This window comes from Rhodococcus sp. 077-4 (genome assembly GCF_047782425.1).
In the GTDB taxonomy this organism is placed as follows: domain Bacteria; phylum Actinomycetota; class Actinomycetes; order Mycobacteriales; family Mycobacteriaceae; genus Rhodococcoides.
This window is the reverse complement of the sequence record NZ_JAJPWC010000003.1, coordinates 611,882-627,839: the sequence shown is the minus strand read 5'-3', so window position 1 is coordinate 627,839 and position 15,958 is coordinate 611,882. Positions and strand designations below refer to the sequence as shown.

At 61.7% G+C, this 15,958-nt stretch carries 14 protein-coding genes; 11 read left to right on the top strand and 3 right to left on the bottom strand.

The window, feature by feature from the left end; translation table 11 throughout:
• Nucleotides 1–2: 2 nt before the first annotated feature.
• Together ACNEOT_RS19380 and ACNEOT_RS19375 are read right to left on the bottom strand one after the other, a co-directional pair.
• A complete protein-coding gene (locus tag ACNEOT_RS19380; RefSeq protein ID WP_415976058.1) occupies nt 3–776 on the bottom strand; it encodes an SGNH/GDSL hydrolase family protein in 774 nt (257 codons plus the stop codon).
• Between the two features lie 1,356 nt (nt 777–2,132).
• On the bottom strand, nt 2,133–4,280 hold the full coding sequence (locus tag ACNEOT_RS19375; protein WP_415976056.1) for an acyltransferase family protein: 2,148 nt from the start codon (nt 4,278–4,280) through the stop codon (nt 2,133–2,135).
• 126 nt (nt 4,281–4,406) lie between these two features.
• Between ACNEOT_RS19375 and ACNEOT_RS19370 the strand changes: the two genes are divergently transcribed.
• The 7 genes from ACNEOT_RS19370 (at nt 4,407) to ACNEOT_RS19340 (ending at nt 11,549) form a co-directional block, all read left to right on the top strand.
• Entirely contained in the window at nt 4,407–4,955 is a 549-nt protein-coding gene (locus ACNEOT_RS19370) for an acyltransferase (RefSeq protein ID WP_415976055.1), read from the top strand.
• A gap of 315 nt (nt 4,956–5,270) precedes the next feature.
• Nucleotides 5,271–6,632: a hypothetical protein gene (locus ACNEOT_RS19365; RefSeq protein WP_415976054.1), complete on the top strand. Its 1,362-nt coding sequence runs from the start codon at nt 5,271–5,273 to the stop codon at nt 6,630–6,632.
• Nucleotides 6,629–7,537, top strand: coding sequence for a glycosyltransferase family 2 protein (locus ACNEOT_RS19360; protein WP_415976053.1), 909 nt, complete (start codon nt 6,629–6,631; stop codon nt 7,535–7,537). Before ACNEOT_RS19365 ends, ACNEOT_RS19360 begins: the two co-directional genes overlap by 4 nt.
• Nucleotides 7,527–8,330 carry a glycosyltransferase gene (locus tag ACNEOT_RS19355; RefSeq protein WP_415976052.1) on the top strand — a complete coding sequence of 268 codons (804 nt, stop codon included), beginning with the start codon at nt 7,527–7,529 and terminating at the stop codon, nt 8,328–8,330. Before ACNEOT_RS19360 ends, ACNEOT_RS19355 begins: the two co-directional genes overlap by 11 nt.
• Complete coding sequence (locus tag ACNEOT_RS19350) at nt 8,327–9,769, top strand: lipopolysaccharide biosynthesis protein (protein WP_415976051.1); 1,443 nt, start codon at nt 8,327–8,329, stop codon at nt 9,767–9,769. Before ACNEOT_RS19355 ends, ACNEOT_RS19350 begins: the two co-directional genes overlap by 4 nt.
• On the top strand, nt 9,766–10,284 hold the full coding sequence (locus ACNEOT_RS19345) for an acyltransferase (RefSeq protein ID WP_415976050.1): 519 nt from the start codon (nt 9,766–9,768) through the stop codon (nt 10,282–10,284). Before ACNEOT_RS19350 ends, ACNEOT_RS19345 begins: the two co-directional genes overlap by 4 nt.
• A complete protein-coding gene (locus tag ACNEOT_RS19340) occupies nt 10,284–11,549 on the top strand; it encodes a glycosyltransferase (RefSeq protein WP_415976049.1) in 1,266 nt (421 codons plus the stop codon). Before ACNEOT_RS19345 ends, ACNEOT_RS19340 begins: the two co-directional genes overlap by 1 nt.
• On the opposite strand, the gene ACNEOT_RS19335 is transcribed toward ACNEOT_RS19340, so the two are convergent.
• Nucleotides 11,501–12,457: an endo-1,4-beta-xylanase gene (locus ACNEOT_RS19335; RefSeq protein WP_415976048.1), complete on the bottom strand. Its 957-nt coding sequence runs from the start codon at nt 12,455–12,457 to the stop codon at nt 11,501–11,503. The two genes, ACNEOT_RS19340 and ACNEOT_RS19335, sit on opposite strands and share 49 nt — an antisense overlap.
• 167 nt (nt 12,458–12,624) lie before the next feature.
• Here ACNEOT_RS19335 and ACNEOT_RS19330 point away from each other — a divergent pair, with 167 nt between their 5' ends.
• Genes ACNEOT_RS19330 through ACNEOT_RS19315 form a run of 4 tightly spaced genes read left to right on the top strand, consistent with a single transcriptional unit; the run spans nt 12,625 to nt 15,558 of the window.
• On the top strand, nt 12,625–13,224 hold the full coding sequence (locus ACNEOT_RS19330) for a serine acetyltransferase (RefSeq protein WP_415976046.1): 600 nt from the start codon (nt 12,625–12,627) through the stop codon (nt 13,222–13,224).
• Nucleotides 13,221–13,754 carry a DapH/DapD/GlmU-related protein gene (locus ACNEOT_RS19325; RefSeq protein ID WP_415976045.1) on the top strand — a complete coding sequence of 178 codons (534 nt, stop codon included), beginning with the start codon at nt 13,221–13,223 and terminating at the stop codon, nt 13,752–13,754. Before ACNEOT_RS19330 ends, ACNEOT_RS19325 begins: the two co-directional genes overlap by 4 nt.
• Before the next feature lie 3 nt (nt 13,755–13,757).
• Nucleotides 13,758–14,861: a glycosyltransferase gene (locus tag ACNEOT_RS19320; protein WP_415976043.1), complete on the top strand. Its 1,104-nt coding sequence runs from the start codon at nt 13,758–13,760 to the stop codon at nt 14,859–14,861.
• Entirely contained in the window at nt 14,848–15,558 is a 711-nt protein-coding gene (locus ACNEOT_RS19315; protein WP_415976041.1) for an SGNH/GDSL hydrolase family protein, read from the top strand. Before ACNEOT_RS19320 ends, ACNEOT_RS19315 begins: the two co-directional genes overlap by 14 nt.
• Nucleotides 15,559–15,958: the final 400 nt, after the last annotated feature.

The following is a 15,958-nucleotide window of genomic DNA, read 5'->3' as shown; positions in this document are numbered from 1 at the left end:
AGCTATCTCGTCTGTTCGACAGGCGCACAGCTATCAAAGCGCGGAAGCTCAAGGGCTCTGATGACCTCGCGAAGTTTCATAGCAAGCTTAGCGTGGCCTTCGGTGTTAGGATGCGCTCCGTCACTCGCATAGTCGTTTAGAGCAAGCCAACCGTTGACGGTCGGGTCGACGAAGGTGATGCCGGTGTCCCTCGCCGCTTTTTCAATGTCAGCTCGGACTGCCCGAAGGTCTGACTCAGACGCTTGGGGGGGCTGCGCCGGCCCCACCACTATAATTTTCGCGGATGGTGCGGCAGTCTGAATTGCCCGGTATACAGCCTGCGCGGAGTTGTAGAGCGTGGGTGATGGCTTATCATTCGTCCCGCCTTGAATAATGATTAGTCGCGGCTGGGTGTTTGTAATTGATTCGATCCGCTTTGGGTTGATGAATGACATTGAATCGTCCGGTCCTCCATTTTCGTAGCCGGTGTCCGAGACCGCGTCAATGTTCTTCTCCCAGCACTGGCGCCTGCTCAGAACGGATGCATACCCAAGTTCTTCTGTAAGCGCGCCAACCCCGACTGTGTAGTCATCACCGAGAAACGAAACATGTTCGTAATCAAAAACAGGGGCAGGTGGGGGCACGTAGCTGGATTCGTATTCGTCAACCTCGTGGCGATTGAGGGAAAGGATTACAACGAAGATGGCCAGGGCCAACACTAGGCTAACGGCTAGAAGATGGCCAGGCCTAGGCCGGTTCCTGGCCTCTGGGCCGCTTACCCTCGCTTTTTTCACCATGGTAGAAGTATGCCTCACATAGCGGCCTGTCTTGGACAGCAGGGCTTTGCTTGTCAGTGGATATCTGAGACGCGGTGCCGGCCTCTGCGTCATCAGTCTGTTGCGCCGGTGTCAGCTGGTGCTCTGCGTTTGGAGATGGTGGGCGATTGGTCTTCTTGAGGATTGCTTCGATTTTTGGTTTGCTACGAACTGTTGACCGCGATGGTTCCACGCGTTGACGAAATTGGGACCTTCGCTCCCGAAGGCTGCGAATGTTGGCGAAGGTGGCTTGGTGTTTCGCTTGTCATTCGACGATGCCAAATCTTGCCTCCACAATGATCGTTTGGGACGCAGATGTGGGGCGAAATCGACAGTGCCTGGGTGGTTTTTGGCGAATCAGTCTAGTAATGTTTCAGTGGGGTCACGTTAGTTCGTTTAGAAGTGCTGAGCCGGTCGGCTGTTTATTCATCTGAACGTCATTCGATAAAGTTGCGTGTGCTTCTATCCATGCTCCGAGCGATGTCCGCCGCCTCGTCGCGCGGGTGGTGTACGCGGGGCGGTGTTTGATCTGCGCAACGCCTGTTGAGACGTAGCGGAGGTCGAACGCGGGTTTCTTGGTGCAGTGTGCGGATGGGGGCCCGGCCCAGTATGTTGGCGGCATGTCATTAGTTGGGCGGCTCGTGCAGCTGCGGCGGTTCAAGCTGGCTCGTCAAGTTCTTTGCGCAACTTACAACTTGGAGATACCGGCGAGCGTCGTCATCGGAGACGACTTTCAGCTACCGCACTCGGCCATGGGGACCGTTATCGGCGGCAACACGACAATAGGTGATCGTGTTCAGGTCTTCCAGCAAGTGACAATTGGCCGTGCGGACCCTTGGCAACCCGCTGGTCGAGGGTTCGTGGGTGCAGTAATTGAGGATGACGTGATTTTGTGTCCGGGCGCGAAAGTCGTGTATCACAACAGCATTCGAGTTGCCACTGGAACAGTCGTGGGAGCTAATGCTGTCCTGACGCGGTCTACGGGGGAGTGGGAAATTTGGGCAGGTGCACCTGCGAAGAAAGTTGGAGTGAGGGCACGGCTGTAAACAGCGGCCATACCGATTAGTGCTGAACTGCGGGAGCATGGGGTTGTCGACGCTCGCCAGTTTCCAACGATTCTCAATGATCGCTTACTTTAGGCTCGCGCGTTGTCGTTCCTTCTCGCGCGCTGCGGCCGAAGTAATGGGCGGGTTCGTCTGGTTGGAGTACTCTTTCGTGCAGCGTTATTTGTGGCCGATTCCGGCTACTACGCCCAACTTATGCACAGATATCGACCTATGTGGTTTGTTGCAGCGGCCGACCGCCTATGTGGAACACGGCGACCGAGGTGCCTGCAAGTCAGACCCCCGTGGCGACAAGAATTTCTTTAAGCGGCGCTGAAACCCGTGCCCCATATTCGATGGTCATGTGCGCCGAATCGGATTTTATGGGAGTGGTTCCGACGAAGCTGGGGCAGTAGTTGTCTGGGGTGCAGAACAGGCTTCGTGTGTCGACGTAGGTCCCGCCCACCCGGTAGGCGAGGTTTCGATCCGCCCGTGATCGCGCCTTCCACGTATCCGTCACTCTGCTGAGGCAGTCTGCAGGCTTGCTGTTCCGGGTGTAACAGTCGGCCGGCTTTTTGTCGTTCGGGGGAGCGGAGAGAAACAGGATCTTCCCGGCGTTCGCCGCGAACTGGTCTGTCAGCCGTTTCACCCCGGGGATCCACAGCTCAGCTGCAATGTCGGTATGCAGATTGGTGATGACCACAACGTCCGGCCTCACCTCGTTCACTGCTGCGATGGCGGCTGCCTTACGTTCCGGGCAGGCCGCGGACGTGTCTGCATCTTGCGTGCTCACGTCCATGTCGACGAATGTGCATCCGAACATCGCCTCCGAGCGTGCCTTCCACTGCCCATCGCTCGACTCGGCGAAATTCTTGATCGGTTGAACAAAGCTCATCGCCATCGAATCGCCGAGAATCATGATGGTTTTGGGTGCGTCGGCGGCACCCCATGTGCATTTCGATGCGTCGGGGCGATCGACCAGCCCGCACTCGGCAATGCCTGACGGAGCCTGAGCCCCGGTGATCGCTTCGTCCATGGTGGGACTCAGCACGGGCCACTCGGCGGCGTTCACCGCGGCGTCGATCTCGACAGCGAGGGCGGTTTGTGCGGGGCCGAGGGGTGCCGCGGCCTCGTCCGGCGCAGTGGCCGTGTCGGCCGCAGTTCTGGCCGGCGGCGTTGTCGGCGGATCGAGTGGTTCGAGCGAGAAGGCAGCCACAGCCACGGTGACCAGTGTCAAAGCTCCGACCCCGGCGTATCGCATAGCGGGCGGGTAAGCCCTCTTGCTCAGTTGATTCTTCCGCTTCCTCTTCGCCTCGGCTCGAGCAGCTCTCGGCGCGAGGAAGTTCGATCGACGAACCGGATCCTCCACGAAGTGATACGAGGCAACGGACAAACCGAAGGTCGCGAACACCACGGTGACGTAGTAGTACCCGTTCATGTCCATGATCGATCCGAGAATCACGATGATGGGCCAGTGCCACAGGTACAACGAATACGAGATGTCGCCGATGTACACGCTCACCTTATTGGTCAGGGGAGCGATGAAGGGACTGGTACCTCCGATGCCGGCCGCGATCACCAGTGCTGCACCCAGTACCGGAAGTGCCGCGGAAGGCGCAGGGAACGAGCCGGACTCGCTGATGACGACGGCCCCGACTGCGATGCTTGCGAGCCCCATCCAGGCCAACGGTGCGCGAGCGGCACGCGGCAACTGCGAAACCCAACCCGCCCCGATGGCCAGCAGCGCCCCCGCGCCCAGTTCCCACACCCGCGTGAACGTGGAGAAGTACGCCCAGGACTGATCGGTAGCGGTTTGATGCATTGCCCACGCGAACGATGCCGCGACGATCACGCTCATCACCGCTGCCGAGATGATGCGCTTGACGTTGCTGTGCCAGGAACGTCGCGTAACCAGTGCCCCGATCGCGAGCATCAAAGCGGGCCATTCGAAGTAGAACTGCTCTTCGACGGACAGCGACCAATAGTGCTGCAACGGGGAGATCGCCGCGTCCGCGTTGAAGTAGTCGGTTCCCTCGATCGCGAACCGCCAATTCGAGGCGAAGAAGAACGCCCACACGGCATCGATGCCTATCGACGCCGCACGAGACGACGCATATACCAAGGCCCCTGCGGCAGAGGTCGACACGAGTACCAACGTCGCGATCGGCACGATGCGTCGGACGCGTCGACGGTAGAACCCCGCGAACGAAATCGTGCCCGTCTTGTCGTACTCCCGCAACAGCAGACCGGTGATCAAGAATCCGGATACGACGAAGAACACGTCGACACCGATGAAACCACCTCTGGGCCAACCGAAGAGATGGTCGACGATCACCAGCAGAACCGCCACCATCCGAAGCCCCTGGATGTCCGAGCGTGTGATGGGCGCAGCGTTCCGTCGCCTGCGTCGGCGAGGGGGTGTCGACGGCTGGGTCGTGGTCATCCACGGTTCCTAACGGGGGCTGTTACGAAACGAACAGAGAGGTCGGTTATTCGGCGCATCGTAACCTGCTCCGTCCTATTGCGTTGGCGCATCTCGATAGTCACCACCCGGGGTTAGTCTGTCGCGATGAAACTGCAGCGAGAGATTCTGCTGGGTGAACTCGACCAAGTGGTTCGAGACGTCGTCCTCAACCGCTTCGTGGCGAGTGGTGCGGTACCGCGTAAATTCCGAAACGGTCTGTTGCGCAGGTCCGGACACGACATTCATTCGACAGCGTTGATCAACGCGGGTGTGTTTCTCGGCGCATGGCATGGATTGACTGTGCTGGAGAGGGCATTCATCAACTACGGCTGTTTCTTCGACCTGGGGTCGGATGTGACGATCGGAAAGGACACGCGGATCGGGTACGAGTCGATGTTCGTTACTTGTGGACACGAAATCGGGGACGAATTCGACCGCGCGGGCGGGTCGATCAATTCGCCGATAGTGATCGGTGCGGGGTGTTGGATCGGCGCGCGCGTAACTGTTCTCCCCGGTGTCACCATCGGTGATGGATGCGTCATCGCTTCGGGAAGTGTTGTGACCAAGGACTGCGAAGCCAACGGTTTCTACGCGGGAGTACCGGCCGAGCACAAACGCTGCCTCCCAACCGAATTGGGCCCTCAGCCTCGCTGAAACAATATGCAGGTAGCTTTCCGGGCGGACGTCACTGTCAACCGGCCGGTTTTGTCCGATTTTCGGAATTCGATCGAAAGTCATGGGCGATGAAAGCGGGAATCGATTGTGAATGAATATCGGGCGTCCTCGCCTTCTCTTCGCGATGCGCTGCGCTGGATCAAAACTCGCGCTAGGCTGCCGAAATACTGCTCATAGTGCACTTCGGGGGAATGAATGGGGTGTGTGCCGTTGAGCGTGATTCACCACGCAAGTCGTACCAGTCCTTCGTATTCGCCAGCGCATCCCGAGGCCGAGCCCTCGAGGAACGAGACCGTGCCGAAATACGTTGCACGCGTTGTACCTGTGCGTCTTCGCCACACTTCCCGAACCGTTCAGGCCGCAGAGCGCGACCGTAAGATCCTCAGACTCCCCGAGCGTGTCTGGCTGTTCATGCTGGGCGGAACGTCTGCGCTGCCGTTGATGAATTTCACGGTCACCGGCTTCTCCGTCGTGTGCGTCGCGATCGGACTGGCGTACATGCTGCCGGGTCCGCGGCGTCGAACAGCTCTTCCTCTGGTGTTGGCAGCCGTCGGTACTGCGGCGTATCTGACTTCGGCGTGGGTCAACGGAACCAGCTATCTCTCTCCGGACGTGTTCGCCTTCGCCTCGTTCGCGCTGTACTTCTGCGGAATCACGGTGCTGGCCCACGATATCGAGCGAATCGCCACAGTGCTCCTGGGCATCGCATTCGGTTCGGTGTTCTTCTACGCGATGATCGGAACCTTCCTCACATCTGCAGGCAGCGTCGTCGACCTCTGGAAATACGGTGTGGCACCCTCGGCAACGATCGCAGTGCTCTACGTCCTGGCCGTACGCCGAGTGCACACGCCTGCCGTCGTCGCAGCACTGATGGCCCTCGGCGCATTGAGCCTCGTCCTGAACTTCAGATCACATGCCGTCATCTGTTGTGCGGTGGTCCTGCTGCTTCTGCTGTCCAAATACCGCCGCGGCGCCCTGTCTCTCGGTACCCGTGTGGTGACACTCGGCGTCTTTGCGGTGGCATTCACCTGGATGCTCGAGTACTCGGCGCGAGCGGGTCTGCTGGGTGGGTCTCTCCGCGAGAAAGTGCTGATGCAATCGGACGGTTCGATACCCATGCTGCTCGCAGGCCGCACCGAACCGCCGCTGTCCCTCACCGCCATCGCGCAACAACCGTTGCTGGGGTGGGGTGAAGCGGACAACATTTCCCACGATGCATACGTCCAAGCCCAGCACGTCGCGATGGCGCTCGGTTTCGACAGATCGTTCCCCTTCGAGTACGCATGGAAGCTCAGCGATGGGTCGATCTCTCTGCATTCGATCCTGCTCGGGTCGTGGGCCGAGGCCGGGGTACTGGCTGTCCTCTTGCCGTTGTGGCTGCTGTGGGCCTGCTACCGCCTGATATTCGTCGCCGACTCTGCGGGTGCGTGGACACCCCTGATGATGTATCTCGGAATGCAGGCCATCTGGGACATTTTGTACTCACCGTGGTCCTACAACCTGCCGGCGGTCTTCGCATGTCTTGCATGTTGTTGCGTCGCACTGAGTTCGGATGGGCGGCATCATGACGACGCCGCGGACACGCACCTACTGATGCGTCTGCTTCGAGACAACCGCACATCACGACGTCGCCACACATCGGAGGGGAAGCGATGACGCTCGGTCCCAGCATCAGCGTAGTGATTCCCACGATCGGCAGGGCCAGCCTTGCCGGTGCTGTACACAGCGCATTGACCCAATCGATCGGCGTTCTCGAGATCGTCGTCGTGGCCGATACCACCGAACCGTTGGACCTCCCCGAAGACGCGAGAATCCGCGTCGTGCGAACCGGGCCCGGATCGGGTGGCGCCAACGCGCGCCAACTGGGAATCACCCAGGCGACAGGTGACGTCATCGCGCTCCTCGACGACGACGACCTGTGGCATCCGTACAAACTCGAACGCCAACTCGCGGAAGTATCCGACGTGGAGGGTGATGCCTGGGTCGTGACGTGCAAATGCGCCGTCCGGGAGCCTGGACACCGCGAAAAGATCTGGCCCAGAACACTGATCGGTGAGCAGCAATCCGTCGCCGACTACTTGTTCACCCTCCACCGCTTCACCCTGGGCGACGCGATGCTGCAGAGCAGTACGTTGTGTTTCCCTCGGTCGCTCGCTTTCGAGGTGCCGCTCAACTACGCGCCCGATTCCATTCACGACGAACCAGGTTGGCTGATCGAGTTACAGCAGAGAGTGCCCGGTCTGGTCATTCGTCATGTGCCGCAGTGCTATTCCATCTACAACGTCAGCGAGAACTCGGTGTCTCGCCGATCTGTCGACGTGTCGGACAAATACATCGAATGGGGGCGTGAACACCTCGGCGACGCGCCGGCCCGCGTACGTGGTGACTACTTCTTGTTCAGTGCCGTGACCGCGGCAGCGTCCGCACAGTCGCTGCGCGGTATCCGGCGGTCGGTCGCCAGCGGGTTTTCCGAAGGTAGGCCCGGAGTGCCGGCGATGGTGTACGCCGCTGCCAAGTACGGCAGAACGGCCCTAAGGCAGGTGACTTCCCATGCCCAGTGACGCCACATTGAGCGTCGTCACCATCAGTTTCGAGGACCCCGCCGGGCTGACGCGCACGCTACGAAGCGTCGCCGAACAGACCTACGGGCCCATCGAGCACATCGTGATCGACGGCGGATCGGGCCCGGACGTCGAGACGCTACTCCACCAGGCCGATCCGTCGTACTGGCAGTCTCGACCGGACGGTGGACGCTACGACGCCATGAATCAGGGCATCGACCGCGCCACCGGAGATGTCGTGTGGCTGATGCACTCCGGTGATTGCTTCGCCGGATCCGGCTCTGCAACGGTGGCAATGTCCGCATTGAACGCCGCCGGATCCGTGCGAGAGCGATGGGGTTACGGTCGAGTCCGCATTGTCGGCGACCCGACACGCGAAGGTCTGGAATGGGGGTACAACCCCTTCGAGATGCGCAACTTCGCCCTCGGAATCCGTCCGATCCCACATCAGGCGGCGTTGTTCGGAATGGACCTGGTCCGGCGCGTCGGACCCTACGACGTGAACTTCGGACTCGCTGCAGATCACCTGTACATGCTGAAGGCAGCGCAACTGGAACTTCCCGTCGTCATCGACGCGGTGCTGTGCGACTTCGATGCCGGGGGAGCCGGAAGCATCCGCCCACAGCACGAACACTTCGCCGACATCAGGCGCTCCTGGGACCTGGCCGGCTACTACCCCTGGGGGCGTCGAGACATCACCGCGGTGGCATCGCGCGTGGTCGAGTACTCGGCACGATCCAAACAGATCGCGCGCTCGGTGCTCTCACGCCGAGCTCGGGTAGGTGATCGATGATGCCCGGACGCCACCGGATGCCGGACGACGTCACCGACAACGCCGTCTACTCGGGTGACTCGGCTGACGAATTCGTCTCGCGCACAGGGTTGGACACGGTCGAACGCAAGGCCGTAATCCTCAGCACGCTGTTTCGCATCGTCGGTACACCCATCGTCGCCGTTGCCGGGCTCGTCAGCGCCGGCCTCGTCATTCGGGCCACCGGCCCCTCGGCTTACGGTGTCGTTGCTCTGGTTGCCACCGTCGGACTGCTGCTCCCCTTCGCCGATCTCGGTATCGGAGCCGTGGTGACGAGCGCTACCGCGAGGTCCCGAGACCCCATCAACGACGCCTATGCCCTGGCGGTGATTCGCCGCGCCTACCGAATCCTGGCGCGAGTGTCCTGCGTCGTCGCGGGGGTCGCGGTGGTGGTGATGATGTTCGACTGGTGGGGTGCGTTGATCGGCACCACCACCGGCCCGGACGACCGACTCGTCATTACTCTTGCCGTTGCGTTGTTCGGGGTGACCATTCCGGCCGGACTGGGGTTGCGGATCCTCATCGGAGTCGACCGCGCACAACTGATCGTCGTTGTGATGGTGAGTAATTCGCTGTTCGCCCTGCTCGTCACCGCGGGAATGTACGTCGGTGGTGTTCGCGGAATCTGGTACGTGTTGCCGCCACTGATCGGAGCTCTGCTCGGCAATCTGATGGGAACCGCTCTGGCTCTGCGGGTTTCAGGGCTCGGTACTTCCGTGTTCAAGCGTGCGGCCGTGGCACTGCCCACCAAAGGGTTGCTGGCCGGCTCGCTGTGGCTGTTCGTCGTCAGCGTCGGGATCCCCTTCGGTCTGCAAGCCCAACGGATCGTCCTCTCGCACCTGTCCACTCCACTCGAACTCAGCCGATACGCATTGATGGCCCAGCTCTACGGGTTGTGTTGGTCGGTGTTCTCCACGGCGGCGCTCGCGTTCTGGCCGATATTCGTCAAGCGCCGTGCAGCTCCTGAGCAGACCGTCAGCCTGTGGTTGATCTCGACGACGGTGTTCGGGGTGATTGCGATGGCTGCGGCGATCCCCCTGGTGCTGCTCAGTCCGTGGCTTGCAGGCGTGCTGTCGGGCAACACCATCCAGATCTCGTCGGCACTTGCGGGTGCGTTCGCCATTCTGCTTGTCGCCCAATGCGTTCACTTGCCCTCGGGGATGTTGCTCACCACGCCGACCGAGGCGCGTTGGCAAGCTGGATGCCTTGCTGCCATGGCGGTGGTCACCACGGTTGCTGCCGTTGCGGTTGCACCGACAACCGGCTCGGCAGGCGTCGTGCTCGTCACCGCCGGTGCCGTGGTGCTGTGCCAGTTCGTCCCGGACATCGTCTGGGTCCCGCGCCTGGTACGCCGACGTGATTCGGACGCGGCCGACGCTCTCGTACCGCCCGTGCTCGGCAACCCATCGAGGATCTCATGATCGACGTGTCGAAGTTCCTGCCGCTGCTGCGCACACTCAACCGGATCGATCAGAACGCGTACATGAGTGTGGTGGTGAAACTTCTACGACGCTCGGGTGTGACCGTCGTGGGGCGGCCGCTGTGGATTTCGTCCTCGGTATTTCTCGACAACTCCGGCCCGGGCTCCATCACTTTCGGGGACCGCTGTGTGGTGTCGGATGCCGTCAAAATACTCACGCACGACTTCTCGCTCGACAGAGTGGCAGAAGCGCGGGGAGAACTTCCTCCCGACGAAGAGTTGTATCGCCGAGCGCCGGTCTCCATCGGCGCGCGTGCATTCGTCGGGTTGGGAACGGTCATCATGCCCGGGGTGGTGGTCGGCGACGACGCCGTCATCGGAGCCGGGTCCGTGGTGACGCAGTCGATCGCACCGGGAGATGTGGTGGCAGGCAATCCTGCTCGCCGGATCTGTACGACCGACGAGTTGTGGGACAAAAGGCGGTCGGGATTCGAAGTACGGAAACGGAGGCGCTGATGCGCATCACCCTGATCGGCCTCAACTACAAACCAGAAGTGACCGGAATCGCCCCCTACACAGCCGATGTGGCGGAGGGCCTCGCGATGCGGGGGTACGACATTCACGTCGTGACCGGCTTTCCGCACTATCCCCAGTGGGCTCCCGATCCGCGATACGCAGGCCCGACCATCGAAGAGACGGTGGACGGAGTGCACGTCACCCGGCATCGTCATTACGTTCCTGGCAGCATGACCGTCACGCAGCGAGCGCACCTGGAGCTGTCGTTCGGCAGCCGGGTGGCCCGCAGTCGAATCCCGGCTTCTGACGTGGTGGTGTGCGTATCGCCTGCGCTGGTGTCCACAGGTCTGGTGTTCACAAGACTCAAAGCGCAGCGGCATCGGCCGGCCCTGGGAGTGTGGGTGCAAGATCTCTACAGTCGTGGCGTGATCGAGACAGGCACCTTGCACGGGCCGAGTGCCGGTGCGACAACCAATCTCGAATCCGGGATCCTCCGCGCGGCAGACGGTGTCGCGGTGATTCACCAACGCTTCGCAGACCACGCGGTGACCGGTCTGCACATGGCGGCGAGCAAGGTGACCGTCATCCCGAACTGGACGCACATGCCACATCAGGCACCGATGAGTCGTGAGCATGCGCGTGATCTGCTGGGGTGGTCGCGTGACTCGGTGATCGCTCTGCATTCCGGCAACATGGGACTCAAACAAGGTCTGGAGAACGTGGTGGAAGCAGCGCGAGAGTCGGACCGCCGCGGCGGTCCTGTGCACTTCGTGCTGATGGGAGACGGCAATCAGCGTCAGATGCTCGAGGAACTGGGCGCGGGCATCAGCAGCCTGTCTTTCGTTCGCTCGTTGCCGGAGAAAGAGTTTCGGGCAGCACTCGACGCAGCGAACGTCCTGTTGGTCAACGAGCGGCCGGAGGTTGCCGAAATGGCCGTCCCCAGCAAGCTGACAGCGTACTTCGGCAGCGGCAGCCCCGTCGTTGCCGCCACCACTGAGGGCAGCGTGACCCACCAGGAGATTCGATCCGCCGGTGCCGGCGTTCGGGTGGACCCGGCCAATCCGTCCGCGCTGGTGGATTCGATTGTCGGACTCGCAGCAAACCCTGCGAAGTCCGCGCAATTCGTCGAGTCGGCGAACGGGTACCTGCGGCACAACATGTCTCGTGAGGTTGCCTTGGACAGGTTCGAGAAGTGGGTGCGCTCGCTGGCGAACGCTCATCCGATCAGGTCTCGAACCGCGTCTAGCGCGAGTTTGGGGGTGTAGTCGGATCGCACCAGACCGTAGTTGTAATCCGGCACGGGGCTGCCGGTCATGGAGTCACGGAAGTCGAAGACGAAAACCGGACCCGCGAACGGCATCCGAGTCAGTGCAGTGATCCCGTCGACCAGTATCTCCGCCTGCCGTCGCTCGTCCACACCTGCGTCGGATTCGTTTGTGGGAGCACCGAATTCGGTGAACCAGATCCGTTTGTCGGAGTCACCGTGGCGTGCCATGACTGCGTGGACTGCGGCGATCTCGTTGGCCGAGGAGTACGGCTCGGTGGGTTCGCTCAGGAGTTGGGGGCTGCTGTACGGGTGCATCGCGACGGCATCGAATGCGCCTGCGCCTGCGCATCGGTAAAGGGCTTCGACGAACGTCGCGGGGGACAGATCGTTGGCGGAATCGAGGGCGGGAGAGGTCGGTCCGGTGACAACCAGTGCACCCGGTGCCGCGGCCCGAATTGCCCTTGCACTGTTCGACAGGACCTCGCAGTACCGAACCGGGTTCACGCTCGGGCCGTAGCTGGCCGCGATATTCGGCTCGTTCCACACTTCCCACGCCGTCACCCTGTCTCGAAAACGAGCCGCTGCGGCAGAGGCGAATTGGGCGAACCGCTCGGCAGATGCCGGCGCCGGATGGGGGACGAGCGCGTACTCCGTGGGCACGGCCCACGTCGGTGCCCACGTCAGTACTCCAAGGACCGCGAGGTTGCGTTCGGTGGCCCATCGAACTTCCGAATCGATGCGACTCCAGTCGAAAGTGCCCTCGGCAGTTTCGATGTCGGACCACTTGACCAGCAACCTGATGCCTGCGAAGCCTGCCTCGGCGACGGAGTCGATATCTCGCTCGACGTCGGAACCGGGCATGCCGATGCTGGCGGCGTTACTGGCAACCCGTATCGAATCCCACACCGAAACAGGAGCGCCGCTCGGTTCCGGACTCTGTTCGTGCTCAACGCTTGTCGAGCAGGACGCAGTAGCGATCAGCACAAGTGCCAGAGAGGCCAATCTGCGTTGCGGGATCACAGGATGAAGTATGACGGGTGGACACCACAGCTGCGCGACCATAGATTGCACCCATGCCGCCGTACACCGCGAAGAAGTCCGTTCTGATTCGCCTGGCTCGCATCTGGGCGAAGCCATTGTGGTGGGGCGTCACCACCTCGGGAAACACGGATCTGATGCGAGCCGATGTGGCGCGGTGGATCGAGTGCATCGGTAACGACGCCCTAGTGCCACTGGACGAGTACTCGCGGTTCGCCTACCTGGCCGGTGCTCTGCGCGAATTCCGAAACGTGGTCCACTTTCGCCTGCGCCAGAGTCCGCTTCCTGTTCGCGTGATCATGAAGATGCTCTACCGGCCGGACCAGACCATACTTCTCGAGTCGGACTCCATCGGTCCGGGAATCTTTCTTCACCACGGTAACGGAATCATGGTTTCGGCCACGTCGATCGGCCGAAATTTCTGGGTCAACCAGCACGCGTCAGTCGGTTATTCACCGAAGGGGCGGCCCACGATCGGCGACGATGTGATGGTGGCGGCGGGTGCGGTTGTCGCTGGACCCATCGTGCTCGGAGACGGAGTCACCATAGGGGCGAATGCAGTTGTGGTGAAGGACGTTCCGCCGGGCACGGTCATGGCTGCGCCGCTCGCGCAACCACTCAGGAAACGGACGTGACCGGCCGATCGCTTGCAGGTTTCACGGGAGCGGGATACAGCAAGGGCAGAGCCTTCCCGATCCAGGTGATGTGGATGCTCGCGTCGAGCCTGTTGGTCTCGCAATGGTGGTGCCCAAACGCCATTCGACTGCGCGTCCTCCGAATGTTCGGCGCGAAGATCGGCGTCGGAGTGTTGATTCGGCATCGTGTGCGCATCCACTGGCCCTGGAAGCTCACAGTTGGCGACAATACGTGGATCGGTGAGGACGCCTGGATTCTGAACTTGGAACCGGTGACGATCGGAACCGACACCTGCATCTCCCAGGCCGTGCTTCTGTGCACCGGAAGCCATGACAGGCGTTCTGCGACATTCGAGTTCGACAACGCCCCCATAGTCGTCGGCGACCGTGCCTGGATTGCGGCACAAGCAACGATTCTGCGGGGAGTGACCATCGGCGACGACGCCACGATCGGCGCGACAGCACTCGTCACCACGGATGTCGGCGACGGTGCGACGGTACTCGCACCGGCCGCGCGTCCGAAGGACTGATCGATGCGCATACTGCAAGTGGTGACGCTGATCTCCACGGATGGTGCCTACGGAGGCCCGACGCGAGTGGCGCTGAATCAATCCGCCGCGCTCGCAGGCATGGGGCACGAGGTAACGGTTCTAGCGGCTGGAATCGGGCCGGTGCCGGCAGTCGAAGGGTTCGACATCGAACTGTTCCGCCCGCGGACGCTGATTCCCCGCAGCGGGTTCGCCGGGCTGTCTGCCCCCGGCATGCTGCGGTGGATCATCAACAATCGCAACCGATTCGATGTAGTCCACGTACACCTCGCGCGAGACCTGGTGACGCTTCCCGCGGCCCGACTGTGCCGATTGCTGGGAATCGCGTCGGTGGTCCAGACACACGGGATGATCGACCCGAGCGACAAGCTTCTCGCGGCTCCGCTCGATGCCCTGGTGACGCGTTCGGTGCTCCGCAGTGCAGCAGCGGTGTGCTACCTCACCGAGCGCGAACGATCCGATCTGATAGACGTCGCGGGTCCGACGTTGCGATTGTCGAAGGTGATCAACGGTGTTCCCGCACTGCCGGAGAAAGCTCCGAACACGACTCTCGAAGTGCTCTTTCTTGCTCGCCTGGCTCCGCGCAAACGCGCCGATCTCTTCGTGGACATGGCCGAAATCCTGGTACTGGAGGATCACTCGACGACTTTCGCTCTGGTGGGACCGGACGGAGGAACCGCAGCCGGTATCGCGCAGCGGGTCCGGGCTCGAATTCGTTGGGAAGGACCGTGCGCACCGGACGAGACAGCGGAGCGCATGAGTGCGGCCGCGATCTACGTGCTGCCTGCAGTCGACGAGCCGTACCCGATGTCGGTACTCGAAGCCATGGCGGTTGGGCTGCCTGTGGTCGTCACCGACAGTTGTGGTCTGGCCCCTGACATCCTGCGTATCGGCTGCGGATTTGTGGTGCCGGCCGGTGAACTGCAACCGCTCGTCGACGCAGTGCGCTCGCTTCTGCTGGACGTCGACGCGCGCACCGAGATGGGCAGGCGTGGGCGAACAGCGGCGCGCGAGGAGTTCGGCACGGATGCCGTCGCACGCACACTCGATGAGCGATACGCAAAGGCGGCACAGCATGTTTCGAGGTAGGAGACTGCTGCTGTTGCTGGTGGCAATCATCGTGGCTCTGGGTGCTGTCGGCGTGGGCCTACGCTACGACGCGAGCCGCGTCGAGCGAGCAGCTCCAGTGGCTGCGCCTTCGGTTCCGATCACCAACGGTGGGCCGCTCGCGGTATTTTTCGGGGACTCCTATGTGTCCGGTGCAGGCGCAAGCGATCTCGACAAGCGGTGGACGTCGTTGGTGGCGGCCGACAAGTTCTGGACCGAGGAGAACATCGGAATCGGTTCCACCGGATATGCCCTCGCCGCGCCGGGATGCGGAGCCGAGCGATGCGGCAGCTTCGAGGAGATGGCAGGGTACGTGGTCACACTCGGCCCGCCGATCGTGGTCGTCGGCGGCGGCTCCAACGACTTCGCGGAGTTCGTTCGGGACCCAACGGGCGTCGTCAATTCGATCTACAACACCATGGGCACGCTGCGTACAGGTCTTCCCACTGCTCGCATCATCGCGGTCGGCCCCTCGTCAGCAGGCGATGTGCCGCCGTTCGCCACTGCGTACGAGGGGGTGATTCGTGACGCGGTGAATGCGGTCCGAGGCGAATTCGTGTCTCTCACCGACCCGGACGTCATCGACGAGAACATGCTCGTCCCGGACGGAGTTCACGTCGGCGACAGCGGTCACGCCGCCATAGCGCGTGCGGTGGAGCAGGCGTTGAAAGAGGGGTAGTTCGAAGTGCGGCCCTGGGAGTGGGTACGCAAACATCGAAAACGTAACGAATGAAAGCAGTACAAGGGCTATTACAACCTTCTCACTTCGTCGCTGATTCGCGACGGTCGGTCGAACCCTGTACCCAGAGGAAACGTGGTAATTCTGCACGAAAGCGCACCTCGGTGACGGAGTGTCGAGAATCACCCTGGGTTTCGTAGCCGCCCTGTTGGTGCCTATCGTCGCTGCACCGAAGGGTGGGGAGTGGGGTTGGTAGTGGCCAGCAGTGGCGGGCGTCCGTATTCTCCGCGGGCGGAAATCGGGCTGCGTCATGCCAGTGATTAGTCACAACGGGACATTTACTTGATAGGGCTCGTGAATCAAACGAATGAATTGTCGAAAACGTGGCGGCATCTCATCC